24 protein-coding genes and 1 tRNA gene are annotated in these 23,107 nt (G+C 71.3%); 12 read left to right on the top strand and 13 right to left on the bottom strand.

Features of this window, described 5'->3' with window-relative positions; genetic code table 11:
• Window positions 1-275, top strand: a 275-nt coding sequence (locus KIH74_RS17455; RefSeq protein ID WP_214157013.1) for an IS3 family transposase, incomplete at its 5' end; no start/stop codon positions are given.
• A gap of 336 nt (window positions 276-611) precedes the next feature.
• A complete protein-coding gene (locus KIH74_RS17450; RefSeq protein ID WP_214157012.1) occupies window positions 612-926 on the top strand; it encodes a transposase in 315 nt (104 codons plus the stop codon).
• Window positions 927-1,491: 565 nt separating this feature from the next.
• On the opposite strand, the gene KIH74_RS17445 is transcribed toward KIH74_RS17450, so the two are convergent.
• The 4 genes from KIH74_RS17445 to KIH74_RS17430 all read right to left on the bottom strand — a co-directional run bounded on the left by KIH74_RS17445 (window position 1,492) and on the right by KIH74_RS17430 (window position 4,278).
• Window positions 1,492-1,980 (bottom strand): hypothetical protein, encoded by a 489-nt coding sequence (locus KIH74_RS17445; protein ID WP_214157011.1) that lies wholly within the window; start codon window positions 1,978-1,980, stop codon window positions 1,492-1,494.
• 146 nt (window positions 1,981-2,126) lie between these two features.
• A tRNA-Arg gene (locus tag KIH74_RS17440) sits at window positions 2,127-2,199 on the bottom strand.
• A gap of 51 nt (window positions 2,200-2,250) precedes the next feature.
• Complete coding sequence (locus KIH74_RS17435; RefSeq protein WP_214157010.1) at window positions 2,251-2,904, bottom strand: FMN-binding negative transcriptional regulator; 654 nt, start codon at window positions 2,902-2,904, stop codon at window positions 2,251-2,253.
• 3 nt (window positions 2,905-2,907) lie between these two features.
• A complete protein-coding gene (locus tag KIH74_RS17430; protein ID WP_214157009.1) occupies window positions 2,908-4,278 on the bottom strand; it encodes a M14 family zinc carboxypeptidase in 1,371 nt (456 codons plus the stop codon).
• Window positions 4,279-4,379: 101 nt separating this feature from the next.
• Here KIH74_RS17430 and KIH74_RS17425 point away from each other — a divergent pair, with 101 nt between their 5' ends.
• Window positions 4,380-5,996 carry a helix-turn-helix domain-containing protein gene (locus KIH74_RS17425; RefSeq protein ID WP_214157008.1) on the top strand — a complete coding sequence of 539 codons (1,617 nt, stop codon included), beginning with the start codon at window positions 4,380-4,382 and terminating at the stop codon, window positions 5,994-5,996.
• A gap of 196 nt (window positions 5,997-6,192) precedes the next feature.
• On the opposite strand, the gene KIH74_RS17420 is transcribed toward KIH74_RS17425, so the two are convergent.
• Together KIH74_RS17420 and KIH74_RS17415 are read right to left on the bottom strand one after the other, a co-directional pair.
• Window positions 6,193-7,122 carry a hypothetical protein gene (locus KIH74_RS17420; RefSeq protein WP_214157007.1) on the bottom strand — a complete coding sequence of 310 codons (930 nt, stop codon included), beginning with the start codon at window positions 7,120-7,122 and terminating at the stop codon, window positions 6,193-6,195.
• Window positions 7,122-7,631 (bottom strand): MarR family winged helix-turn-helix transcriptional regulator, encoded by a 510-nt coding sequence (locus tag KIH74_RS17415; RefSeq protein ID WP_214157006.1) that lies wholly within the window; start codon window positions 7,629-7,631, stop codon window positions 7,122-7,124. Before KIH74_RS17415 ends, KIH74_RS17420 begins: the two co-directional genes overlap by 1 nt.
• An 80-nt stretch (window positions 7,632-7,711) precedes the next feature.
• Between KIH74_RS17415 and KIH74_RS17410 the strand changes: the two genes are divergently transcribed.
• Window positions 7,712-8,332 (top strand): FMN-dependent NADH-azoreductase, encoded by a 621-nt coding sequence (locus KIH74_RS17410; protein WP_214157005.1) that lies wholly within the window; start codon window positions 7,712-7,714, stop codon window positions 8,330-8,332.
• A gap of 84 nt (window positions 8,333-8,416) precedes the next feature.
• Here KIH74_RS17410 and KIH74_RS17405 read toward each other — a convergent pair whose 3' ends face one another.
• From KIH74_RS17405 to KIH74_RS17395, 3 genes are all read right to left on the bottom strand, one after another.
• Window positions 8,417-9,205 (bottom strand): alpha/beta fold hydrolase, encoded by a 789-nt coding sequence (locus KIH74_RS17405; protein ID WP_214157004.1) that lies wholly within the window; start codon window positions 9,203-9,205, stop codon window positions 8,417-8,419.
• Between the two features lie 66 nt (window positions 9,206-9,271).
• Complete coding sequence (locus tag KIH74_RS17400) at window positions 9,272-10,747, bottom strand: amidohydrolase (RefSeq protein WP_214157003.1); 1,476 nt, start codon at window positions 10,745-10,747, stop codon at window positions 9,272-9,274.
• Window positions 10,747-10,938: a hypothetical protein gene (locus KIH74_RS17395; protein WP_214157002.1), complete on the bottom strand. Its 192-nt coding sequence runs from the start codon at window positions 10,936-10,938 to the stop codon at window positions 10,747-10,749. The genes KIH74_RS17400 and KIH74_RS17395 overlap by 1 nt, the downstream gene beginning before the upstream one ends.
• Window positions 10,939-11,059: 121 nt before the next feature.
• On the opposite strand from KIH74_RS17395, the gene KIH74_RS17390 reads away from it, so the two are divergent.
• From KIH74_RS17390 to KIH74_RS17370, 5 genes are all read left to right on the top strand, one after another.
• A complete protein-coding gene (locus tag KIH74_RS17390; RefSeq protein ID WP_214157001.1) occupies window positions 11,060-12,241 on the top strand; it encodes a M20 metallopeptidase family protein in 1,182 nt (393 codons plus the stop codon).
• Window positions 12,242-12,360: 119 nt separating this feature from the next.
• Window positions 12,361-13,932: an ABC transporter substrate-binding protein gene (locus KIH74_RS17385; RefSeq protein WP_214157000.1), complete on the top strand. Its 1,572-nt coding sequence runs from the start codon at window positions 12,361-12,363 to the stop codon at window positions 13,930-13,932.
• Window positions 13,929-14,888, top strand: coding sequence for an ABC transporter permease (locus KIH74_RS17380; RefSeq protein WP_214156999.1), 960 nt, complete (start codon window positions 13,929-13,931; stop codon window positions 14,886-14,888). Before KIH74_RS17385 ends, KIH74_RS17380 begins: the two co-directional genes overlap by 4 nt.
• Window positions 14,885-16,819, top strand: coding sequence for a dipeptide/oligopeptide/nickel ABC transporter permease/ATP-binding protein (locus KIH74_RS17375; RefSeq protein WP_214156998.1), 1,935 nt, complete (start codon window positions 14,885-14,887; stop codon window positions 16,817-16,819). The genes KIH74_RS17380 and KIH74_RS17375 overlap by 4 nt, the downstream gene beginning before the upstream one ends.
• Window positions 16,816-17,802: an oligopeptide/dipeptide ABC transporter ATP-binding protein gene (locus tag KIH74_RS17370; protein ID WP_214156997.1), complete on the top strand. Its 987-nt coding sequence runs from the start codon at window positions 16,816-16,818 to the stop codon at window positions 17,800-17,802. Before KIH74_RS17375 ends, KIH74_RS17370 begins: the two co-directional genes overlap by 4 nt.
• Window positions 17,803-17,808: 6 nt before the next feature.
• On the opposite strand, the gene KIH74_RS17365 is transcribed toward KIH74_RS17370, so the two are convergent.
• The gene (locus KIH74_RS17365; protein WP_214156996.1) at window positions 17,809-18,783 is read right to left on the bottom strand and encodes an asparaginase; all 975 of its coding nucleotides are present in this window, start codon (window positions 18,781-18,783) and stop codon (window positions 17,809-17,811) included.
• Between the two features lie 74 nt (window positions 18,784-18,857).
• Here KIH74_RS17365 and KIH74_RS17360 point away from each other — a divergent pair, with 74 nt between their 5' ends.
• Entirely contained in the window at window positions 18,858-19,025 is a 168-nt protein-coding gene (locus tag KIH74_RS17360; protein WP_214156995.1) for a hypothetical protein, read from the top strand.
• Window positions 19,026-19,080: 55 nt separating this feature from the next.
• Window positions 19,081-19,671: a GNAT family N-acetyltransferase gene (locus tag KIH74_RS17355; protein WP_214156994.1), complete on the top strand. Its 591-nt coding sequence runs from the start codon at window positions 19,081-19,083 to the stop codon at window positions 19,669-19,671.
• Between the two features lie 4 nt (window positions 19,672-19,675).
• On the opposite strand, the gene KIH74_RS17350 is transcribed toward KIH74_RS17355, so the two are convergent.
• Both KIH74_RS17350 and KIH74_RS17345 read right to left on the bottom strand, forming a co-directional pair.
• A complete protein-coding gene (locus KIH74_RS17350) occupies window positions 19,676-20,278 on the bottom strand; it encodes a CGNR zinc finger domain-containing protein (RefSeq protein ID WP_214156993.1) in 603 nt (200 codons plus the stop codon).
• A gap of 19 nt (window positions 20,279-20,297) precedes the next feature.
• On the bottom strand, window positions 20,298-20,990 hold the full coding sequence (locus KIH74_RS17345; RefSeq protein ID WP_214156992.1) for an SDR family oxidoreductase: 693 nt from the start codon (window positions 20,988-20,990) through the stop codon (window positions 20,298-20,300).
• Window positions 20,991-21,163: 173 nt separating this feature from the next.
• Here KIH74_RS17345 and KIH74_RS17340 point away from each other — a divergent pair, with 173 nt between their 5' ends.
• On the top strand, window positions 21,164-22,684 hold the full coding sequence (locus tag KIH74_RS17340) for an alkaline phosphatase D family protein (RefSeq protein WP_214156991.1): 1,521 nt from the start codon (window positions 21,164-21,166) through the stop codon (window positions 22,682-22,684).
• On the opposite strand, the gene KIH74_RS17335 is transcribed toward KIH74_RS17340, so the two are convergent.
• The gene (locus KIH74_RS17335; RefSeq protein ID WP_246572603.1) at window positions 22,672-23,010 is read right to left on the bottom strand and encodes a YkvA family protein; all 339 of its coding nucleotides are present in this window, start codon (window positions 23,008-23,010) and stop codon (window positions 22,672-22,674) included. The two genes, KIH74_RS17340 and KIH74_RS17335, sit on opposite strands and share 13 nt — an antisense overlap.
• Window positions 23,011-23,107: the final 97 nt, after the last annotated feature.

Below are 23,107 nucleotides of genomic sequence, written 5' to 3'. Positions count from 1 at the left end.
CGTCGATGGGCTCGGTCGGGGACTCCTACGACAATGCCCTGATGGAGAACTTCTTCTCCACCCTGAAGACCGAACTGGTCTACCGCACAGCCTGGCGCACCCGTGACGAGGCGGAGAATGCCCTGTTCGCCTACATCGACGGCTGGTACAACACCCGCCGCATCCAACGCCGCCTGGGCTACCTCAGCCCCGACCAATACGAAGCCCGCTACCCCAACGGCCACCCCGAACAGGTCGCCGTCAACCAGCCCCTGGAGCCAGCCCGCGCCAGGTAATCACCGCTTCCGAGAAGCGGGGGGACCTCAGGCTGTAGGTACCGGTACGTCCATTGCTGCTGCCGGCCGCGGACGAGAGCTCAACCAGCACCGTGAGTTCCTCCTCCAGCAATGGACTTCGGGCATCACGAACGCCGCCGTTCTCCTGCGCCAGCTTGCAGGCACGAGGCTACCGAGGGCAAGGCAGCGCGCTGCGCAAGTATCTCCAGCCCTGGCGCCTCGAGAGACCATCCACCAGCCCGCCCGCAAACCTTTGACTGTGCGCGAGCTGACCCGACAGCTGTGCACCCGCCCCGAAGACCTTGGCGCTGACGAAAAGATGAGCTCGGGCATCTCTTGGAGAACTGCCTACCCCTGGCTCAACTGGCACAGCATGTCAGCGCCTTCGCCGAGATGATGACCAGACGAACCGGCAACCGTAATCTGAACACCTGGCTTGCGCAGGTGAACGCTGCTACCGATCAACCCGAGCTGAAATCCTTGGCCCGTGGCCTGCTCACCGACTACGACGCCGTGCGCGCAGGACTGCCCCTGCCCTACTCCAGCGGACCAGTCGAAGGCCACAACACCCGCATCAAGATGATCAAGCGCAAGCTCTACGGACGCGCCAACCTCGACCTGCTCCGCAAAGTGGTCCTGTTAGCACCATGATCACCAAACTTGCGCCAGAGCCACTTTTCAGGAAGCTGCGACAACATTGGCGACGAGAGCGAATACGTCTGTGACGTCAGGGGCCTCGAGATCACCCCGACCAGACCGCCAAGGTGGGCCCAGGGTAGAAGGCCCATCTACGCGAAGCTTTCGGACTCATCTAGCCACCCGCTCAAGAGTCGTGCCTGTCTCGCCCGCCCGGCGGTGTGCAGAGCCCTTCCAGGATCTCTGCGGTTCTGGCGATCGGCCAAGCCCTGACCGAGGTAGACGCCCTGGGTCGTAGAGACGCGCGTGCCCGAGCTGGTCGGAGATCCGGCGTATCGGCACCCCGTTGTCGTCCAGGCAGCTTGCGGCGGCCTTCCTCACGGCGTGGCTGATCGGGTCGGTGTTGCCTGCGTCAGCGGCGACCAGGCGCCAGGCCCGCCGAACGTTCAGGGGGGCGGTGACGGAGGCGATCTCGTGATGGTGAATCCCGCCGGAGAACGGGTATCGGCCGAAGTCAAGCGACTGTCCCTGGTATCGGCAGTTATCCTGCCGCATCGACTCGCCGAGTGGAGCCGGGCGCTCAGAACAAGCTGACCCGGTCGTCCACCGTTCTCGTCGGGTGCCCGAGAAACGTTTCCAGAGGGACTTTTCCGTTGGCCAGGTTCACGGTCACCTGAGAGTAGCTCCAGCCGCGATAGCCGGAGAATCGGTAATTGATCACCCAGCGGACCCAGTCACCCGGGCCGATCAGAAGGGCCGGGGGCCGGCGTCGACGAGGAGGGTAGCCGATGGTGAACGGCATCAGGCGCACGCTCAGCGCATCACCCCGGGGCCTGACCTTGACCGAACCATGCCTCAATCGTCCGGTCGCGGCATCGAGACCGGATGTCTCGTAGGAAGATTCAGGTCTGAAGCCCTCCTCCTCCCGCATCGTGACGTCGTGCGTCAGCGGGGCTGCGGCGATCGGCAGCAGCAAACCGGCGGGTGCCGCGTTGCGCGTCGTTGCCTCACGGCCACCGCGCGAAGCCTTGGTCCACGTCACCTGAACCCATTGAGTCACCGGCTCCATGGCAATCCGTCACCCCTCATGCTCCCGGACCTGCGGGACGAGGCACGGGTGACGGATGACGCCGCTGCTGGGCAGCGAATGCGCCGTCAACGTCCGCTGAAGCGAATGGGCGGGCAATCCCGCCGCATCGTTGACCATGACCTAAGTGCCCCCGAGAGGATTCGAACCTCCGACACACGGTTTAGGAAACCGTTGCTCTATCCCCTGAGCTACGAGGGCAACACGCCCACAGACTACCGCAGACCGCAGCCCCGCACGCAGCCGAGCTGATCACCGCCTCCCCTCCCACGGAGCCCCGACCAGCGCCCGGTCCGGATCGGTGCGCTCCATCCACCGGGCCACGTCATCGCCGACATCGGCCCGCACCCGGGCGCGGACGTCGGCGGGCTTGTCCTGGCTCAGCTTGAACTGGGCCGACACCGAGGTCACGGTCATCGCGAAGGCTCGCACCCCGGGCAGGATCCGCCGCCAGTAGGCGAGCGAGCCGGACGGGTCCCAGGGCTCCTCGCGGGAGGATTCCAGGTGCTGGACCGTGCGGTGGATGACGTCCAGCGACTCGTCGGCGTCCAGCACCCGCACCGCGCCGGTCAGGTGCACCGCGGCGTAGTTCCAGGTGGGAGCCGCCTGCTCGGCCTGGTAGGTGGACGGGCTGACGTAGGCGTGGGGGCCGGACACCGCCAGCATCGCGGTGGCGTCCTCGGCGGCCAGGTCGCGGGTCTGCTCGTTGACGGCGGCCAGGTGGCCGAGCACCGTGGCGCCCTCCACCGGACCCTGGCGGTCGGCGGTGGGCGCCCAGAGCACGGGCACGTGAGTCGCGCGCGGAACGCCGTCCCCCGTGGTGATCAGCAGGGCGAACGGGTTCTCGTCGACGAGCCGCCAGATCCAGGCGGCTTCCTGCCGGCCGTACTCGGTGAACACATGCATGCGTCAGTCCAGCTTTCCGGCCAGGTGGGCGGCCGCGGAGACGGTCGCGGCGTACTGCACCCCGACCAGGCGGTTGATCTCGATCGGGGCCAGTTCGGCGTTGCGGTGGTCGGCGGCGAGCCAGGTCTCGTACCTGCTCTCGATCTCGGCGAGCGCGGAGCGCACCGGCCCGCTCAGATTGCCGACGGCGACCTCGCCCCGCAGGGCCCGGCGCAGGATGCCGCCGTAGCGCAGGCGCCATTCGTGCACGTTCGAGTCCAGCGAGTTCGCCTCGGCCACGGTGGCGATGCGCCCGGGATCGGTCTCGCCGGCCCGCGCCCGTCTGGCCGGCCCGGCCTCGGCCAGGAAACCGGCGTAGAACCGGGTGGCCCGCCAGAACGGGGACGCCGGCGCCATCAGGTGACCCTCGACATCGGCGAGGATCCCCGTGATCGTGCCCGCGGCGTCCTCAAGCCGTTCCGCGTTCGCCAGCAGGGCGTCACGATGACCGACGCCGGAGGCGCGGGTGTCGTCCGCCGCCGGGTCCAGCCAGTAGGGCAGCTCACTGACCAGCATCAGCGCGTTCCAGCGGCCGCAGTACCAGGTGCTCGAACCGCCCTGCTGCACCCACTGCCCGCCGTCGGCGACGCTGCGCGCGTACACCTTCTCCAGCGGCGCCGCCTCGTAGATCGCCTCGCCGAGCATCTCCAGGCCGTCCGCCTCGCCCTCGCCCCGGTGCAGCGGGATGCCCAGGTGCACCGGGATCTGCTGAAGCACCGGGTGCAGATCGGGTTCGGCGCGGCTCATCCAGTAGTACGCCCCGCCCAGCTCGCTGTTGTGCAGCGACGCGACCAGGGCGGGCCGGTGCTCGTCCATCACCCGCATCAGTGCCTGGGTCTCGGGCAGCACCTCGTCGAAATAGGCGTCCTCGTGGTTGATCGGGAACGTCCACTCCACCTGGTCCCGACCGGCCGGCCGGTAGAAGTGCCGGGAGTAGTGAGCGCGGGTGAACGGCCCGCGCAGCCAGCCCTCGTTGAGCCGCAGACCGTCCGGGTCGGCACAGGCCACGATCCGCCAGCGGTGCCCCAGCCGCTCGCGCAGCCCGGCGTCGGCACACAACCGCTCGGCCAGGTGCAGCGCGGTCAGCCCGCCGATCGGCTCGTTCGGGTGCGGCAACCCGTAGGCCAGCGCCTCCGGCACGTCACCGGGCAGGTCCACGGTGAGGCACCAGATCGGGTGGCCCTGGCCGGAACTGCCGCACCGGCTGAGCGAGGCCACCTCCGGGTAGTGCCCGGCGATCCGGTGCAGCCCGGCGTCGAGCTCGTCCACACCGGCGAACCCGTCGTACGCGGGCACCGTGGCGATCTCGCCGAGCAGCCAGGCCGGAAGGGTCATGCCGACAGCCTGGTGGATCGGCAGGTGCCTCGGCCATGCGCGGCGTACCAGGAAGCGACCCGCCCCCCTGTCGAGACGGACAACCGACCTAGGATCGCCGGATGGGTCCGAAGCTCTCGTCCGTGCTGGACCTGCTCGGCCCGCAGACGCTGTGGGTCGTGGTGGACGCCGGCCGGCTCGGCGATCCGGTGGGTGACGTCGTGCTCGGCGGTCTCGACGAACCGGTGCCGGCCGCGGAGTCCGGCCTCCTGCTGCTGCCCGGCGCGCAGGCCTCGCTCCACGCCGCGATCAGCCTGATACGCACCGCCGCCGACGCCGGTTACCTGGCGATCGTGGTGAAGGCATCCGGCGAGGCTCTCACCCGGCTCGCCACCGAGGCCGGGTCGGCCGGCCTCGCCCTGCTCACCGCGCCGCCCGAGGCGTCCTGGCGGCACCTGGACTCGCTGCTGACCGCCGGGCGTGCCGCGATCGCCGTCGACCAGCACCCGGGCCTCGAGCAGATCGGCGCCGGTGACGTTTTCGCGCTGGCCAACGCGATCGCCTCGGCGGTCGGCGGGGCCGTGATCATCGAGGACCCGCAGCGCCGGGTGATTGCCCACTCCAACCTTCCCGGCCAGCAGACCGACGGCGTCCGGCGCCGTGGCATCCTCGGCCGGATAGCCCTCAACGGCCCGCTCACCGACGACATGTACCGCGCCGTGGCGGAGAGCCCCGAGGCGGTGACGGTGCCCTCGCCCGAGCCCGGGGTGGCCGACCGGCTCGCCGTCGCGGTGCGGGCCGGCGGCCGGGTGATCGGCACGATCTGGGTGATCAGCGACCGCCCTCCCCTGGCCGAGGAGGCCGGCCGGATCCTGGTGGACGCCGCCCGCACCGCCGCCCTGCACCTGCTGCGCGCCCGCGCCCGCAGTGACCCGGAACGCCACGCCCGGGCCGAGGCCCTGCGCACCCTGCTCGACGGCGACGGGGACCCGGCCGGCCTGCGGGGCCGGCTCGGGTTCCAGCGCGGCACCGCCGTCGCCGTGCTGGCGGTGCGCGGCCTCGGCACCATCGCCGACGTGCGCCTGGCCACCACCCCGATCGACGACGTGGTCAGCCTGTACGCCGACTCCTGGCACCCGGGCACGCCCACCGCGATCGACGGCAACGTGGTCTACGCGCTGTTGCCGATGGACCAGCCCGCGGCCCGGCCCCGGCTGGCCGCGCTCGCCGCCGACCTGGCCCGGGCGGTGCAGCGCTCGGTGGGCGTGGAGGTGGTCGCCGCGATCGGGCCGACCGCGTCAGCCCTCACCGAGGTGCCCGCCACCCGGCGGACGGCCGACCGGATGCTCCGGGTGCTCGCCCACCCCGGACCCTGGGAGAACGACGACCGCGAGGACGGCGACCGGCCTCGGGTCGCGCTGGCCGAGCAGTTGCGCAGCCGGGTGCTGCTCCAGGCGCTCTCCGAGCAGAGCCTGGTCGTGGGCGAACTGCGTCTGGAACCGGTCACCGCGATCCTGGAGCACGACGAGGCGCACGGCACCGAGTACGCCCGCACCCTCGTCGCCTGGTTCGGTGCCTTCGGCGACGTCACCCATGTGGCAACGGATCTCGTGGTGCACGACAACACCGTGCGCTACCGGGTGCGCCGCATCCAGGAGATGTTCGGTGTGGACCTGAACGACCCGGACGACGTGCTGTGCACGTGGCTCCAGCTGCGGCTGCTGGCCGACCGTCGTTAGCCGGGTCCAATCAGGGACGACGAGGAGCCCGCGCCGCACACGGTCCAGGACCCGGCCGCGTCGTGGCGAACGTCGACCCCGACCTCATCGCCAGATCCGTCGCCGGTGACGGCGAAGCCTTCGTCGAGATGATCGGCCGCCACGAGGTCGCGATCGGGCGGTACCTCACCCGGGGTGCCGGGGTCTCGCGGCGGGTTCACCCCACCGCGGGGCCCCAGCGTCGTGCGTACTCCGCGCCGGCCCGGGGGTTGGCGTCGAAGTCGCTGCGCAGATACGGCTCGCGCTCGTGGAAGTAGGTGTCCAGCAGCACCGTTCCGCCGCGCTCGACGTGATATCGCAGAAATGCGTGCATCTCGGCGACGTAGCGCGGGTTGTCGCCGCCGCGGTGCCCGGCCCACTGCGTGCCGGAGGCCACGCCCCACTCCGGCAGTGCCAGCGGAACCCGTTGTGCCAGAGCGAAGTCCGACCACCAGCGCAGTCCGTGCTGCCCGTTCCAGTGCGCGGCCACCGCGGCGTCGGTGGTGTACGGCTCGTAGCAGTCGTAGGCGTCCGGCCCGGCCCAGTGCATGTGCTCCGGCATCCAGACCCGCTCGGCCCAGTCGGGGCGCATGCCGGTCTGCGAGCCGCCGATGTTGGCGTTCAGCCCGACCAGCGCCCGCTCTCCCAGTTCGGCGCGGAAAAGACTGGCGTACTGGGCGAATCGAGCCCGCCACTGCGGTAGATTCGCCTCCGTCACGTGCCACGGCCAGTTGGCCAGGTTGAACTCCCAGCCCAGCCGGATCACGCAGACCCGGCCGTCCGCGGCGAGTGCGCCGGCCATCCGCCGCAGCGGCTCCGACAGGTCGTCGGCCAGCGACCCGCCGTCGTAGGTCATCGGTACGGCCACGCTGATCATCTCGCCGAGGTCGCGCGGCGGCAGCCACCAGGTGTCCGCCAGTCCGGCCGGGCCCGCGTCGCGGCTGGGGAAGACGGCGAAATGCCCGAGCGGGCGGCCCCTTCGGGCGGCGAAGGCCCGGGCCTCGTCGAGCGAGTGGCCGGTGGTGTGCACGCCCGACGACCAGGTGATCAGGTCGGTGGTGGGAGTGCGGGCGGGTGCGGAGGTGCGGCTGAACGGCCAGATCGGCATCAGGCGATGCACTCCGCCGGTGGCGGGATCTTTCCGGCCGCGACACAGGCCTCCGACGAGGCACCGACCGCCCGGCTGAGCAGGGCGTGCAGCGTCTGCCGCTCCTGCGGGGTGAGTGAACCGAACAGGTTGTCCTCGATCCCGCCCAGGTGCTGCCCGGTCCGGGTGAGCTCGTCGAGGCCCTTGCCCGACAGCTCGACGATGTGCCGTCGCCGGTCCGCCGGGTCGCGCCGGCGGGTGATCAGCTCGCGCTGCTCCAGCTCGTTCAGCAGACCGACCACGTTGCTCGGGTCGAGGCTGAGTGCCTCGGCCAGCCGCTGCTGACCGCAGGGGCCCTGGTCGCGCAGTAGTTCGAGGGCGATGACGTGCCGGGGACGCAGCGTGCCGGCCTGGCTCTCGACCGCTCGCCGGCCGAGCCGGGCCAGGTAGTCGAGCATCGGCAGAACGCGCAGGTCCGCCCCGGACCGGCGGGATTCCTCCGGCTCTGCCCGGGTCACCTCCTGCGTCATGTGCCCAGTCTACGTCGCGGCGTCCATGCCACAGCTGAAGCATTGTGCTTTGGAAATCATTGGTGATACACCTTCTATCTATGAGCAACCTTCTACATCTCGATGCGTCTCTCCGTCGTGACGGCTCACGCAGCCGTATGCTGTCCGCGCGCTTCGCGCAGAAGTGGCTGGCGGCCCGGCCCGACGGCACAGTGACCTATCGCGACCTGGCCGCCGATCCCGTCCCGCACCTCGACGAGGCCTCGTACACAACGCTTTTCGCCGAACCGGCCGAGCGCACGGCCGAGCAGGCCGAGCGCTGGGCGTTCGGCGACGTGTTCGTGCAGGAGCTGCTGGCGGCCGACAGCGTGGTGATCGGGCTGCCGCTGTACAACTTCGGGCCGCCGAGCAGCTTCATGTCCTGGCTCGACCGGATCGTCACGCCCGACCGCACGCTGGGCCGGCTGGGCGACAAGCAGTTCGTGTTCGCCCTGGCCAGCGGCGGTGGCTACGGGCCGGGCACGCCCCGGCACGGCTGGGACCACCGGGAACCCTGGCTGCGCCACGTGTTCGATGCCCTCGGCGTCACCGACCCGGTGTTCGTCACCGCCGAGCTCACCCTCGCCCGGGAGTCGCCGATGATGATTCCCCTCGACCTGGGCGAGGCGTCGGACCAGAGCCTCGCGGACGCCCTGAGCACCATCGACCGGCTGGCGGCCTGAATCGGCCTGCCGGATCTGGGCATCGGGCCTCTGGGCATCGAGCGGGCCGGCTGATCCCCACCGGGAGCCGGCCCGCCCACGGCATCAGCTCGCCAGGAACTCGACGGCTCCCACCGCCGAGGCCATCGACGGCAGGTGCCCGGCCTCGGCCTGCTCGTGCAGCACCGCCCCAGGAATCCGCCCGGCCACGATCTCGGCCGCGGCGTAGGGCACCTGCTCGTCGGCGCGGGAGTGCCACAGGCTCACCGGGGTGGTCACCGACTCCAGGGCGAAACCCCAGTCCCGCAGCTGGTTCACGCTCTCCCGGGCGGGCCCGGCCGCGCCGTGGGCGGCCGTGTCGGTGAGCGGCCGGCGCATCGGGTGCTCCGCCGGGTTCAGCGCCAGGCCCATGGCGATGTTGCCGTGCCAGAACGCCCGCACCTGCTCCGGCGACGAGGTCGCGAAGCTCTCCAGCCGGTGCCGGGCCTCGTCCGGGTAGAGCGCGCGGGTCTCCGGCTCGTCCACCCGGCCGGTCCCGGACAGCACCGCGACCCGCCGCACCCGCTCCGGCATCGTGGCGGCCAGCGCGTAGGCGTACGGCGCCCCGGCCGACACGCCGAGCACCCCGAACCGGTCCACGTCCAGCTCGTCGAGCAACGGCGTGACCAGCCCGGCCCAGTCGGCGATCGAGGTCATCGGCACCGGCGTGGACCGGCCGTAGCCGGGGCGGGCCACCGAGACCAGCCGGAGGCCGGCCCGCACCGCGAGCTCGTGCCAGACCGGTGCCAGACCGGCCGAGCCGACCAGGCCGTGGTGCACCAGCACCGGCCTGCCCTCCGGGTCACCGTGGGCCTCGTACTCCGTCTGCGTGTCGTCGTGCGTGAACACCGGCACCCGTGGACCTCCTGTCCGGACTGCTGCGTCGCAGCAGCCTAACCAGTAGCCGCATCGGGCCCGGTCTCAGAGTGAGTTCCAGGTCCACCGCCCGCCCAGCAGGGTGGCGGCCACGGGCAGCTCACGCAGCTTCTCGGCCGACAGCGTGGTGGGGTCGTGGTCGAGCACGACCAGGTCGGCGGGTTCGCCCTCGGCCACCCGGCTGCGGGTGCTGGCCTCCAGTGCCACGGACAGCGGGATGCGCTGCTCCGGGTGCCACGGCTCGCGGCCGTCGCGGGACCGGCCGACGGCCGCGGCGATCGAGATCCACGGGTCGAGCGGCGCCACCGGGGCGTCGGAGCCCAGGCGCAGCACCGCCCCGGCCTCGTGCAGCGAGCGGAACGCGAATGCCCGGTCGGTCCGCCCGGCCCAGTGCCGGTCGGCCACGTCGCGGTCGTCCATCGCGTGCTCGGGCTGGATGCTGGCGATCAGGCCGAGGCGGCCGAACCGCTCGAAGTCGGCGGCGCCGACCAGCTGTGCGTGCTCGATGGTGCCGGCCACCCCGAGCCGCTCGAACTCGTCCACCACCTGCTGGTTGGCCTTGTCGCCGATCGCGTGCACAGCCGCCTCGACGCCGTTGCGGTAGGCGGTCTCCAGCAGCTCCCGCAGCTGCGAGGGATGCACGCTCTGCACCCCGCAGGCGTGCGGGTGGGCCGGGTCGAGGCCGGGGTAGGGGTCGTGGCAGAGGGCGGTACGGGTGTTCAGCGAGCCGTCCACCACCACCTTGAGCCGGCCGAAGGTGATCAGGCCCTCCGGGTCGAGGGGGTCGCCGCTGCGCAGACCCGCGGCCACCGCGGCGTCCAGCCGGTCCGGCCAGACCGCGGCCTGCACCCGAAGGGCGTCCACCCCGGCGGCCACCCGGGCCGGCCAGTCGGTGAGGTTGTCGGCGTTCTCGAACTCCACCACGCCGACCACCCCACGCCGGGCCGCGGCCAGCGCGGTCTCCCGGTACTCCCCGACCTCGGGCAGGCCGCCCAGCTGCCGGTGGTCGGCCCCGATCCACTCGGTCTCGCGCACCAGGCCGAACTCGTCGGGTGTGATGCCGAGCAGCGCAGCGCCTTTCGTGTTCACCCAGCCGCAGTGCAGATCGCCGCTGACCAGCACCACCGGCCGGTCGGGGGCGACGGCGTCGAGCGCGGCCAGGCTCGGCGGGTGCGGCCACAGCCCGTCGCGGAACCCGTAGCCGACCAGCGGCCGGCCGTCGGCCGGCCGGGCGGCCAGGGCCTCGGCGACCACGGCCAGCGCCTCCTCCGGGCTGCCGGTGCCGGACAGGTCGACGCGCCGTTGCAGCGTCACCCACTGGGTGAAGTGCACGTGGCTGTCCCACAGCCCGGCGCCGAGCCAGCGCCCGTCCAGGCGTACCTCCTCCAGTCCGGTCGGGACGGCGGGCGGCTCGTCGTCCGCGCGCAGCACGGACGTGATCCGCCCGTCGCGCACCACCACGTCGACCAGTCCGGCACTACCCACGAGGCGTGCCTCGCGCAGGATCAGCCCGGCCACCATTAGATCTCCTCCAGGTGCGGTTTCTCGCCGAGAACCGGCACCGACGCCGGTAACTCGACCGTGTAGGGGTCTTGTGGGTGACCGGGGACGGCGTCGGCGGGGCCCGACCCGGCCACCCGTCCCTGGCGCACCACGTGAACACTGTCGCTGACGTAACGCGCCACGGCCAGGTTGTGTGAGATGAAGAGCATGGTGATCCGGCCAGGGCCTCCGGGCAGACTGTGCCGATGGAACCCGGCGTGCGGTTCGCCGTGGAACCCGCCTGCCGGGTCAGACTGATCTCCCCCCGGAAACTGAGACCTGGAGCACCACATGACGTTCCTGACCGAGGCCGCGCGGATCACCCCCGAGCTGGTCGACCTGCGCCGCCGGCTGCACGCCGAGCCGGAGCTGCGCCTCGACCTGCCGAAGACCCAGGCCAAGGTGCTGGAGGCGCTGTCCGGGCTGGACCTGGAGATCACCACCGGACAGGCCCTCACCTCGGTGGTCGGGGTGCTGCGTGGCGGACGTCCGGGGCCGGTGGTGCTGCTGCGCGGCGACATGGACGGCCTGCCGATCGAGGAGGCGACCGGCCTGGACTACGCCTCGCACAACGGGGCGATGCACGCCTGCGGTCACGACCTGCACACGGCCGGGCTGGTCGGTGCCGCCCAGCTGCTCCACGAGCGGCGCGAAGAGCTGCCCGGAACGGTCATTTTCGCCTTCCAGCCGGGGGAGGAGGGCGCCGGTGGGGCGCGGATCATGCTGGAGGAGGGGCTGCTCGACGTGGCCGGTGAACGGCCGGTGGCGGCCTACGCCGTGCACGTGGACTGCGGTGATCCGTTCGGCGTGCTGAGCACCCGGCCCGGGCCGATCATGTCCAGCTCCGGCGGGATGTACTTCCGGGTGAAGGCGGCCGGCGGGCACGCCGCGATCCCGCACCACGGCGTGGACCCGGTGCCGGTGGCGGCCGAGATCATCCTTGCCGTCCAGTCTTTCGTCACCCGGCGGATCCCGGTGACCGATCCCGCGGTGATCTCGGTGACCCGGCTGGCCAGCGACTCGGTGGCGAAGAACGTGATCCCCTCGTGGGTCGACATCGACCTGAACGTGCGCACCCTGTCGCGGCGCACGCTCGACCTGGTCAGGACCGAACTGCCGCGGATGGTGCGGGGTCTGGCCGCCGTGCACCGGTGCGAGGTGGACGTGGAGGTGCACGACAGCTACCCGGTGACCCACAACGACCCGGCGGAGACCGCCCGGGTGCTGGCGCTGCTGGAGGAACTGTACGGACCGGCACGGGTGGAGACGCTGCCGACGCCCGGCATGGCCTCGGAGGACTTCTCGTACGTGCTGGAGCAGGTGCCGGGCAACATGTACTTCCTCGGCGTCGCTCATGATCAGTTTCCCGGCCGGTCACTGCATTCCGCCACCGCGGTGTTCGACGACTCGCTGCTCGGGGAACAGGCGGCCACCCTCGCCGAGCTGGCCTGGCGTCGTCTGACCGCAGGATGAGCTGAAAGGCAAGGCTCAGTGCGATAAGAGTGCACGTTTGCCAGAAATTCGCTGTTCTACCTAAGGTTTGGTGATGCGGGCGGCCGAGGGCCGGGCCGGGCGGACGAAGGAGTCACCAGATGCAGCGCTCGACCTTTCCCCGAAGCCTCGTGATCGTCGCCGCGGGCGTCCTGCTGGCCGCCTGCGGCGGGCCGGCGTCGTCGGACAGCAGTTCCGACACCGGCACGCTCACCGCCGTCATCGGTTACGGCAACAACCAGAGCTGGGACCCGACCCAGACCGCCTCGGCCTTCTCGATGGCCGCCTTCACCAACGTGTACGAGCCGCTGGTCACCGGCGACCCGATCACCCGTGAGCCGGAGGCCGGGCTGGCAGCGGTGCCCGGCGACGTGGACGGCGACACCATCACCTTCGAGCTGCGCGAGGGGGCGAAGTGGTCCGACGGGCAGCCGGTGACGGCCGACGACGTCGTGTTCACCTACGACCGGATCCTCGACCCCGACGAGAACGTGCAGCTCAGGGCGTTCTTCTCGGGCTGGCTCGACGAGGTGGTGGCCAAGAACGAGTCCACCGTCGAGTTCCACCTCAAGCAGCCCTTCCAGTACGCGCTGGAGCGGGTCGAGACGGCGATGATCGTGCCGCAGCACGTTTTCGACGGTAAGTGGGACGACGCCGCGGCCGGCAAGACGCTGGGCTCCGGCCCCTACAAGATCACCGAGCAGGCCGCGCTCGACCACACCACCTTCGTGAAGAACGACCAGTACAACGGCGACCACCCGGCGCAGTACGACACCCTGGTCTGGCGCTCCATCGTCGACGCCGCCCCGCGGGTGGCCGCGATCTCCGGAGCCCGGCCACAGGCGCAGATCGCCGACAACATCCCGCCCGCCAACCTGGAGCAGCTGCGGAAGGACGGGCGTGAGGTGGAGGCGGTGCAGGGGCAGAACAACGTGTTCCTGATGTTCGACACCACCCGCAAACCGTTCGACGACAAGCGGGTACGACAGGCGCTGCACTACGCCATCGACAAGGAGAAGGTGGTGCAGGTGGCGCTGAAGGGGCAGGGGGTGGCGGCGGACTCGTACCTCAACCCCGAACTCGAGGCGTACCAGAAAGCGTCCACCGACTTCACCTACGACCCGGACAGGGCCAGGCAACTGCTGGAGCAGGCCGGGGTGAGCGACCTGGCCATCACCCTGGGCTCCACCAACACCTCGCTGGTGGCCGACACGATCAACGTGATCAAGGAAGGCTGGGACGCGATCGGGGTGAAGACCACGCTGAACGCCCAGGACACCAAGGCGCTGTTCTCGAAACTGGACGGTGGCGAGGACTATCAGGTGGTCGCGGCCTCCGGCAACCCGCAGCAGTTCGGCAACGACCCCGACCTGATCGAGCGGTTTTACTACAGCCCGCAGTCGCTGTGGTCCACCACCTACGCCAAGTTCGCCGGTGTGGACGCCGACGCCCTCTACGAGCAGATGGACAAGGCCGCCTACGCCGCCGACGAGGCCACCGCGAAGACCGAGAACAAGAAGGTGCTCGACCAGATCGCCGACCAGGCCGTGCTCTACCCGATCGTGTTCACCAAGCTGGTCACCGCCTGGAACGGTGAACGCCTGGCCGACATTCAGCCCCAGGGCTATCCCGGCATCAACCTGATCAGGGCGCAGCGGGTCGACCCGTCATGACGGCGGTGGCGCGGATGCTGCTGAGGCGTCTGCTGCTCTTCGTCCCGCTGGTGCTCGGTGTGATCCTGTTCGTGTTCGTGGTGATGCGGTTCGCCCCGACCGACCCGGCCCTGGCCGCGTTCGAGGGCGGCAACGCCACGGCCGAGCAGCTGGAGGCGTTCCGCGAGGCGAACGGGCTGAACGACCCGCTGCCCGTGCGCTACCTGCACTTCGTGATCGACCTGCTGCACGGGGATTTCGGCACTTCGCTGATCACCCGGCAGCCGGTGCTCGACACCATCCGCACCGCCCTGCCGCTCACCGTGCAGCTGACCGCGCTCGGCATCGTGATCGCCCTGACCGTGGCCACGCTGCTCGGGGTGACCGCGGCGGTGTTCCGCGACCGCTGGCCCGACCAGCTGATCCGGCTGGTCAGCCTGGTCGGGGTGGCCGCCCCGCCGTTCTGGGTGGCGCTGCTGCTGATCCAGTGGCTCGCGGTGGGGCGCGGGGCCTTTCCCACCGGCGGCTACGTCAACCCGTCCGAGGGCCTCGGCCCCTGGCTGAACGCCCTTGCGCTGCCGGCGATCTCGCTCGCCCTTCCGGTGGCCGCGCAGATGACCCGGATCATCCGGACCTCCGTGGTGGAGGAGCTCGACAAGGACTACGTGAGGACGGCGCGAGGGCTCGGGCTGCCGCCCCTGGTCGTGGTGGGGCGCAACGTGCTGCGCAACGCACTGGTCAACCCGCTCACCGTGCTCGGTCTGCGCATCGGCTACATGCTCGGTGGCGCGGTGGTGATCGAGACCATGTTCGCCCTGCCCGGCATGGGGCAGAACATGATCCAGGCGGTCGGCGACGGCGACATCGCCAAGGTGCAGGGCTTCGTGCTCACCATCGCGATCGGCTTCCTGCTGGTGAACCTGGTGGTCGACGTGCTCTACCTGATCGCCAACCCGCGCCTGAGGACGGCATCGTGAAAGCCGCTGTCAGACCGCGCCTTCTCGCCCTCGCCCGGCCGGGGGTGCGGCTGCGGCGGCTGAACGCCGTCTCCTGGATCGCCCTGGCCGTGATCCTGGTGCTGGCCCTGGTCGCCCTGCTGGCCCCGGTGCTCGCGCCGTACTCACCGAACGAGCTGAGCGCCGACACCGGCGGGCCGTCCGGCGCGCACTGGTTCGGGGTCGACGACAACGGCCGGGACGTGTTCACCCGCCTGCTGTTCGGCACCCGCTGGTCACTCGCGATCGGCCTGCTGGCCACGGCCTTCGCCCTGCTCTGCGGCGCGGTGCTGGGCGCGTTCACCGCCACCGCCGGCAAGCACGTGGACGAGCTGGTGATGCGGGTGCTCGACGTGATCATGGCGTTCCCGGGCATCGCCCTGGCCGCCGTGCTGGTGGCCGTGTTCGGCCGCGACATCCCGGTGCTCGTCCTGGCCATCGGTTTCCTCTACGTTCCCCAGGTCACCCGGGTGGTGCGGGCGAACGTGCTGGCGCAGTACGCCGAAGACTACGTGGCGGCCGAGAAGACCATCGGCGCACGGCGTTTCTACACCCTGACCCGGCACGTGGCGGTCAACTGCGCGGCCCCGGTACTGGTGTTCTGCACGATCCTGGTGGCCGACGCCATCGTGTTCGAGAGCTCGCTGTCGTTCATCGGGGCGGGCATCCAGCCACCCGACCCGTCCTGGGGCTCGGTGCTGGCCGACGGCAAGGACCAGGTGCTGATCGGCGGCTGGTGGGCCACGCTGTTCCCCGGTCTGCTCATCCTGATCACCGTGCTGGCGCTGAACGTGCTGGCGGAGGGCATCTCCGACGCCTGGGCGGCACCCTCGGCCCGGCCCCAGGCGCAGCAGGCCGTGGCCCGGGAACTGGCCCGGGCGGCATCCGAGAACCAGCCGGTGGAGCTGCCCGCCGAGCAGCTGCGGGCGGCGGCCGACCGGCTCGGCACCCGCGACCTCGGCGACGCGCCCACCGTGCTGGAGGTGCGGCACCTGTCGGTCAGCTTTCCCCAGCGGCACCGCGGAAACGCCGTGGTGCAAGACATCTCGTTCACCGTGCGGGCCGGTGAGGTGCTCGGCCTGATCGGCGAGTCGGGCTGTGGCAAGTCGCTGACGGCCCTGGCGGTGATGGGACTCCAGCCGCCCGGCGCGGTGCTGGGGGGCGAGGTGCTGTTCGGCGGCACCGACCTGCTCACCACCCCGGCCGGGCGGCGGCGCCGGCTGATGGGCCGCGAGATCGTCATGGTGTACCAGGACGCGCTGTCGTCGCTGAACCCCGCGCTCACCGTGCGCAGCCAGCTCAAGCAGGTGGTGCGCCGGGGCGGGCGGCGCTCGCCGGAGGAGCTGCTGCGTCTGGTCGGCCTGGACCCGGACCGCACGCTGCGCGCCTATCCGCACGAGCTGTCCGGCGGGCAGCGGCAGCGGGTCCTGATCGCCCTGGCCCTGTCGCGCGACCCGAAGCTGATCATCGCCGACGAGCCCACCACCGCGCTCGACGTCACCGTGCAGGCCCAGGTGATGCAGCTGCTGCTGCGGTTGCAGGCCGAGCTGGGCTTCGCGCTGGTGCTGGTCTCGCACGACCTGGCGCTGGTGGCCGAGCTCTGTGACCGGGTGGTGGTGATGTATGCCGGGCAGGTGGCCGAGACCGGGCACACCGCAGCGCTGATCGCCCGGCCGCGGCACCACTACACCCGGGGCCTGCTCGCCTCGGTGGTGTCCATCGAGCAGCAGGACGCGGTGCTGGCCCAGATCAAGGGCGTGGTCCCGGCCCCGGCCGACTTCAGCCCGGGCTGCCGGTTCGCCGGGCGCTGCCCGGTCACCGACGAGGAGGTCTGTCCCACCCGGCTGCCCCCGGTGCACGGCACGGACGATCACCAGGTCTCCTGTCACTACCCGCACGAGGTGACCCGATGAGCGAGCTGATCACGCTGAGCGGGGTTTCCGTCGTCCACAAGACGCGGGCCGGAGGACTTCTCGGCAGTGCCTCGGTGTACGCGCTGACGGAGGCCGACCTGGTGGTGCGGGCCGGCGAGACGGTCGGTGTGGTGGGTGAATCCGGTTGCGGCAAGACCACTCTGGCCCGGGTGCTGGTCGGGTTGCAGCGACCGACCGCCGGGGTGGTGGGTTTTCGCGGCCGCTCGCTGTGGGAGATGTCGGCCCGTGAGCGGCGCCTGACCTTCGGGGCCAGCATCGGCACGGTGTTCCAGGACCCGTCCACCGCCCTGAACCGGCGGCTCACCGTGCAGCGCATCATCGCCGACCCGCTGGTGGTGCACGGCCGGGGCGACCGGCCGGGCCGGGCGCAACGGGTACGCGAGCTGATGGACCTGGTCGGCCTGCCCACCGCGGTGGCCGACGCGGTGCCCGCCCAGCTGTCCGGCGGCCAGCGGCAGCGGGTGGCCATCGCCCGGGCCCTCGCGCTGGAGCCGGCCCTGCTGGTGGCCGACGAGCCGACCTCCGCGCTGGACGTGTCGGTGCGCGCGCAGATCCTCAACCTGCTCGACCGGCTGCGCTCGGAACTGGGCCTGGCCATGGTCTTCGTCTCGCACGACATCCAGACGGTGCGGCGGATGTCCGACCGGGTGGTCACCATGTACCTGGGCCGGATCGCCGAGGAGGCGCCGGCCGCCGCGGTCGAGGAGGTCGCCCGGCACCCGTACACGCACGCCCTGTTCTCGGCCACGCCCCGGCTGCTCACGCCCGCCCGCCCGATCCCGCTGCGCGGGCGGGTGCCCTCGGCCACGAATCCGCCCTCGGGCTGCAACTTCCGCACCCGGTGCTGGCGCGCCACCGACGAATGTGCCCAGGCCCTACCGCCTCTGGAGGAGGAAGGCGAGGTGCGTTACCGCTGTCTGCACCCGGTGCGTGGTCCCGAGGACCGGGTCCAGCCCGCCTAGGCGGGCTCAGGCGCCGGCGACCTGCTCGAACCGCTGCCGCAGCTCGTCGCCCGACCAGCCCTGCATCAGGCAGAGCACGAGCAGCAGCCGGGCCTTCACCCCGGTCAGGTGCCCACCCCAGATCAGCCCGCGCCCCAGCAGGTCGATCTCGCCGCCGGGGTAGCCGTAGGTGTGGCGCAGGGTGGGCCCGGCCCCGGCCCGGCTGCACAGCACGATCGGCAGCGTGCAACGGGAGACCGCGTCGATCGCGGTGGTCGCGACGTGCCCGCCACCCATCCCCTCCAGCACCGCGCCGGAGTAGCCGAGGGCGGCCAGACCCGGCAGGAGCCGCAGGTCGTCGTCCACACCCGTACTGATCAGGGCGACGGCGGGCGGATCGGCGAGGGCCGGCACCGGCAGGGTGGGGCCGCCGGCGGCGGACAGCGGCAGGTGCACCGAGCCCTCGCGCACCATGCCGAGGGCGCCCCACGGCGAGGCGGTGAAGGCGTCGGCGTGCACCGCGCTGTGCTTGCGCACGGTGCGCCCGGCGAACACCGAGTCGGCGAAAACCGCCAGCACGCCGGACGCGACCGGTGACGAGGCCACCTTCACCGCGGCGATCAGGTTGGCGGCGCCGTCGGCCCCGGGGGTGTCCTGGTCACGCATGGCGCCGGTGACGACCACCGGGCGCCTGGCCCCGGCCCCGAGCACGTCGAGCAGGAAAGCCGTCTCCTCCAGGGTGTCGGTCCCCTGCGAGACCACCACCCCGTCCACGTCGCGGGCGGTGTCGATCTCGTGCAGCAGGGCGAACAGGTCGGCGAAGGTCAGCGAGGGCGAGGGCAGCAGCCGCAGCTCGCGCGGCACCACCCGCACGTCGGGCAGCCAGGGGACGAGCTGGGCCGCCAGTTCCTCGGCGCCGCTGCGCGGGATCACACCGGGTGTTCCGCTGTCCGCCGAGGAACTGATCGTGCCGCCCAGGGTGATCAGCAAAACCGTGGTCATGAGCGGGACCGTACGGCACGCCGGGCGGTACGACCGGGGCGGCCCGGCGGCCGGGCGATCTGATCGGGACAAGGGTGGACGACGCGGGCACGCGCCCGCTCACCGTTCGGCACCGCAGGTTACGGGCAGGTGACGGGGACGACTGGCACGACGACTGGTTCGGCCGCTGGGACGAGGCGGAGCACCACTACTTCGGTCAGGTCGTGCCACGCGGGGGTTTTGATCTGCTGCTGACGACCTGAAGCCGGGGATCATGGCCGTCGGCTGAAAACCCTTCGACGGACGGAGAACGACGGCATGTCCACGGTGGCAGACCTGATGGGCCCGGACGGCAGCGCGAAAACCCTGCATTCCCAGCCGAAACGCCAGGCACTGACCGTGGTCAGACTGCGGGCCTCGGACTGGGGCGTGCTGAAGATGGTGCGGTTGCGGGCGCTGCGCGAATCGCCCAAGGCCTTCGCCACCGGCTACCAGACGGAATGCCGTGTGCCCCGGTCGGTCTGGCAGTCCCGGCTGACCGCCGCCACCTGGCTGATCGCCCGCACCGGCCCGGACCACGAGATCGTCGGCGTCGCCTGCCTGACCGGACCCGACGAGCCGGGCGAGCAGAACCTGGTGGACGCCGGACGGACCCGCTACGTGGAGGCGGTCTGGGTGGCCCCGGACGCACGCCGGCAGGGCGTGGTGCGCCGTCTGCTCTCCTCCCTGGAGGCCGAGGCCCGGCACCAGCACATCGACGAGTTGATGCTCTGGGTGCTGGAGCACAACCGGATCGCCTGGGAGGCCTACCGTCACCTGGGCTTCGTGCCGACCGGCGAGGAGCAGCCGCTGCGGGTGGCCCCCGGTCGCTGGGTGCAGGAGCGATGCATGCGGAAACAGCTGGTGTGACTGCTCACTCGCCGGTAGTGCGCTGCCGGGCCCGGTAGGCCCGCACGTTCGCCCGGTTGCCGCAGGTGGCCACGTCGTGCCAGGCGCGGCTGTTGTTCTTCGAGCGGTCGTAGAAAGCCGTTGCGCAGCCCGGGTTGTGGCACAGCTTGAGCCGGCGCAGCAGGTCGTGCTCCTGCGCCCGGAACAGCTCCAGCGCCACCGCCGACGCGATCCACCCGATGCCGGTGCCGACGGGGGAGGCCTGCACCCCGTCCGGCCCGGCGCGCACCGCGAGTGGGGCGTCGAGCAGGGGGCCGGGCTGTGGTGCCTCCGGCTGGAACGGCCGCTCCTCGCCCCGGGCCAGCAACTGGTGCAGCCCGTCCCGCACCGTGCGCAGCCGTTCGAGATCGGGCCTGCGCAGCCGGATCCCGGGCACCGTCAGGGTGGGGTTCACGCTGCCCCAGTCGGACAGCACGCCGTCCAGCCAGTCCTGCGCGCCGGTGACGTTCACCAGCCAGTCCACCTGGTAGGTCACTGGTCCCTGGCTGTTCACCAGTTCCTGGGTGAGCAGCAGCGTCACCGGGGCGACCGACGTGCCCAGTCGCTCGGTGGCGGCGAATCGTGGCATCCCGGCCTCCTTTTGCACGTCACACGATAGCGAGAGCCTCGGGCGGCCCGGTCAGCGCCGACTTGGCGAACCGGCTCACGTCGTCCGCCAGGTACTCGGTGTCCCCGTTCAGCAGCGCCGCCACCATGCCCTGGGCCACCTCGTCCGGCTCGATCTTGGGCACGTCCAGCGCAGCGGTCATGTCGGTGCGGGCGTAGCCCAGGTGCACCCCGAGCACCTGGGTGCCGGCCTTGCCCAGCACCGGCCGCAGCGAGTTGGTCAGCGACCAGAACGCGGCCTTGGAGGCACCGTAGACCCCGCTGCCGGCCAGCCAGCTCAGCACCGAGTGGATGTCGACCAGGGCCCCGCCGCCGTTCGCGGCCAGCACCGGCGCGAACACCTGGGCCACCCGCAGGGGCCCGAACACGTTGGTCTCGAACACCGTCCGGGTGTCGTCGAGCCCGATCTCGGTGAGGTCGCCGCGCACCGTCGTGCCGGCGTTGTTCACCAGGATGCTCACGTCCGGCGCCGCGGCGGCCAGGCGCAGGACGGACTGCTCGTCCGTCACGTCCAGCGGCAGCGGCACGATGCGCGGGTCGTCGTCCGGAACCGGCTGCCGGGCGGTGACGTAGACCTTCGCCGCCCCGGCGTCCAGCAGGGCTTGGGTGAAGGCCCGGCCCAGGCCGCGCTGGCCCCCGGTGACCAGCGCGACGGCGCCGTTGATCGTGGTCATGGTGATTCTCCTCGTGCTCGATGTCAGTAGTAAAACTGAAACACCTCTTACATTGCTTGGCAAGAGGCATAGCGCGAAAGGCTCTGTCGGAAATCCGTGAGGAGGGGACCGGTGCCCTCGTCGTCCATGCATTGGTCGCTTTTGTGTTACTTCGGCGTGCCAGCCTGCGGTCCATGCCTCCTCTCGTCTCCCGCCGCGGGATCCTGCGCGGTGCAGCAGGGTTCGCGGGCCTGTCCACCACCGGTGCGGTGAGCAACCTGGTCCGGCGCGACCGCCCGCAGCTCACCCACGGGGTGCAGTCCGGCGACGTCACCGCCGGCAGCGCTGTGGTGTGGACCCGGTCCGACCGCCCGGCCCGGATGTTCGTGCAGGTCCCGGGCGTGCGCACGTTCCGTGGGCCGGTGCTGACCGCGAAGAGCGACTTCACCGGCCGGGTCGAGCTGAGCGGCCTGCCCGCCGGCGAGTCCCTCGACTACCGGGTGGTCCTGGCCGACCCGGATGCCCACCGGGCCGAGGGGGCGCACGCCGACGGGCTGCTGCGCACCGCCCCGCGCCGGGCCCGCGACGTGCGTTTCCTCTGGAGCGGCGACCAGTCCGGGCAGGGCTGGGGCCGCAACCCCGACCTCGGCGGCTTCCCGATCTACCGGGCCATGCTCAGGCGTGACCCGCACTTCTTCCTGCACTCCGGCGACTCGATCTACGCCGACGGCCCGATCACCGGCGACGTCACCCTGCCCGACGGCCGGGTGTACCGGAACGTGCTGGAGGAGGCCAAGTCCCACGTCGCCGAGACGCTCGACGACTTCCGCGGCGCCCATCGCTACAACCTGGGGGACGACGGGATGCGGGCCTTCCTCGCCCGCACGCCGATGGTCTGCCAGTGGGACGATCACGAGGTCAGCAACAACTGGTACCCGGGCGAGATCCTCGACGACAGCCGCTACACCGAGAAGGACATCGACGTGCTCAAGGTGCGCGCCTACCGGGCGTGGACCGAGTACCAGCCGCTGAGCACCCGCACCGTGCGCGAGCACCAGATCTACCGCAAGGTCTCGTACGGCCCGCTGCTCGACGTGTTCATCCTCGACATGCGCACCTACCGCAACGACAACACCGCGGGTCTGGAGGACGGCGGAATCTCGCCGGACGGCGGCATTCTCGGCACCGAGCAGGCCCGCTGGCTGGTGCGCTCGCTGGCGGCGTCGAAGGCCACCTGGAAGGTGATCCAGGCGGACATGCCGATCGGCCTGGTGGTGCCCGACGGTGAGGCGATCGAGGCGGTGGCGCAGGGGAAGCCGGGCGGCCCGCTCGGCCGCGAGCGGCAGATCGCCTGGATCCTGCGGGAGATCAAGCGCCGACGGATCGGGAACACGGTCTGGCTCACGGCCGACGTGCACTACACGGCCGCGCACCACTACGACCCCGCGCGCGCGGCCTTCCAGGACTTCGAGCCGTTCTGGGAGTTCGTCAGCGGCCCGCTGCACGCCGGTGCGTTCGGCCCGAACGACCTGGACCCGACCTTCGGCCCGCAGCAGGTGTTCGCGGCCACCCCGCCCCGCGCCAACACCTCACCGCTGGAGGGCAGCCAGTTCTTCGGTGAGGTGCAGATCGACGGGGACAGCCGGGCCTTCACCGTGCACCTGCGCGATCTGGACGGCACCTCGCTGTGGTCGAGGACGCTTCAGGCGGCCTGAGCCGGCTTGCCGAGAAGTCGCTCCAGGAGGCCTGGTTCGCCGGGCCAGGCCTCCAGGAGCACCGGCCGGGGAATGCTGCGCCCGGCGTAGCGCAGCAGCAGCACCACGGCCACCACGTCGTCGAGAGGCCCGATCACCGGCAGGAACTCGGGCAGCAGGTCGATCGGCGAGACCACCCAGAGCACCGCCACCAGCAGCGCCACCCTGGCCCGCCGGGGCACCTCGGGCCGGTTGCGCAGCCGGCGTGCGGCGGTGACGCACGCGGGCAGAAACTCGGCCACGTCGCGCAGCAGGCCGGGCGGCAGGCGGTGCGCGAACAGCACCATCAGCAGGCAGCTCAGCGCGTAGAGGCCGGCGAGCGTGATCAGGACGAGGATCCAGGTGGGCACCCCGGAATCGAATCATCACCCAGCGCGTTCGACT

The sequence above is a fragment of the Kineosporia corallincola genome (assembly GCF_018499875.1).
Taxonomy (GTDB): Bacteria; Actinomycetota; Actinomycetes; order Actinomycetales; family Kineosporiaceae; genus Kineosporia; species Kineosporia corallincola.
The sequence above is the reverse complement of the archived record's forward strand: the minus strand, read 5'-3'. Positions and strand labels throughout refer to the sequence as shown.

Bases quoted from the DNA above. Each gene is read 5' to 3' on its own strand.
- KIH74_RS17445 (WP_214157011.1), bottom strand. From the start codon at position 1,980: ATGGAGCCGGTGACTCAATGGGTTCAGGTGACGTGGACCAAGGCTTCG.
- KIH74_RS17435 (WP_214157010.1), bottom strand. From the start codon at position 2,904: ATGCATGTGTTCACCGAGTACGGCCGGCAGGAAGCCGCCTGGATCTGG.
- KIH74_RS17430 (WP_214157009.1), bottom strand. From the start codon at position 4,278: ATGACCCTTCCGGCCTGGCTGCTCGGCGAGATCGCCACGGTGCCCGCG.
- KIH74_RS17425 (WP_214157008.1), top strand. From the start codon at position 4,380: ATGGGTCCGAAGCTCTCGTCCGTGCTGGACCTGCTCGGCCCGCAGACG.
- KIH74_RS17420 (WP_214157007.1), bottom strand. From the start codon at position 7,122: ATGCCGATCTGGCCGTTCAGCCGCACCTCCGCACCCGCCCGCACTCCC.
- KIH74_RS17415 (WP_214157006.1), bottom strand. From the start codon at position 7,631: ATGACGCAGGAGGTGACCCGGGCAGAGCCGGAGGAATCCCGCCGGTCC.
- KIH74_RS17410 (WP_214157005.1), top strand. From the start codon at position 7,712: ATGAGCAACCTTCTACATCTCGATGCGTCTCTCCGTCGTGACGGCTCA.
- KIH74_RS17400 (WP_214157003.1), bottom strand. From the start codon at position 10,747: ATGGTGGCCGGGCTGATCCTGCGCGAGGCACGCCTCGTGGGTAGTGCC.
- KIH74_RS17395 (WP_214157002.1), bottom strand. From the start codon at position 10,938: ATGCTCTTCATCTCACACAACCTGGCCGTGGCGCGTTACGTCAGCGAC.
- KIH74_RS17390 (WP_214157001.1), top strand. From the start codon at position 11,060: ATGACGTTCCTGACCGAGGCCGCGCGGATCACCCCCGAGCTGGTCGAC.
- KIH74_RS17385 (WP_214157000.1), top strand. From the start codon at position 12,361: ATGCAGCGCTCGACCTTTCCCCGAAGCCTCGTGATCGTCGCCGCGGGC.
- KIH74_RS17380 (WP_214156999.1), top strand. From the start codon at position 13,929: ATGACGGCGGTGGCGCGGATGCTGCTGAGGCGTCTGCTGCTCTTCGTC.
- KIH74_RS17370 (WP_214156997.1), top strand. From the start codon at position 16,816: ATGAGCGAGCTGATCACGCTGAGCGGGGTTTCCGTCGTCCACAAGACG.
- KIH74_RS17365 (WP_214156996.1), bottom strand. From the start codon at position 18,783: ATGACCACGGTTTTGCTGATCACCCTGGGCGGCACGATCAGTTCCTCG.
- KIH74_RS17355 (WP_214156994.1), top strand. From the start codon at position 19,081: ATGTCCACGGTGGCAGACCTGATGGGCCCGGACGGCAGCGCGAAAACC.
- KIH74_RS17350 (WP_214156993.1), bottom strand. From the start codon at position 20,278: ATGCCACGATTCGCCGCCACCGAGCGACTGGGCACGTCGGTCGCCCCG.
- KIH74_RS17345 (WP_214156992.1), bottom strand. From the start codon at position 20,990: ATGACCACGATCAACGGCGCCGTCGCGCTGGTCACCGGGGGCCAGCGC.
- KIH74_RS17340 (WP_214156991.1), top strand. From the start codon at position 21,164: ATGCCTCCTCTCGTCTCCCGCCGCGGGATCCTGCGCGGTGCAGCAGGG.
- KIH74_RS17335 (WP_246572603.1), bottom strand. From the start codon at position 23,010: ATGGTGCTGTTCGCGCACCGCCTGCCGCCCGGCCTGCTGCGCGACGTG.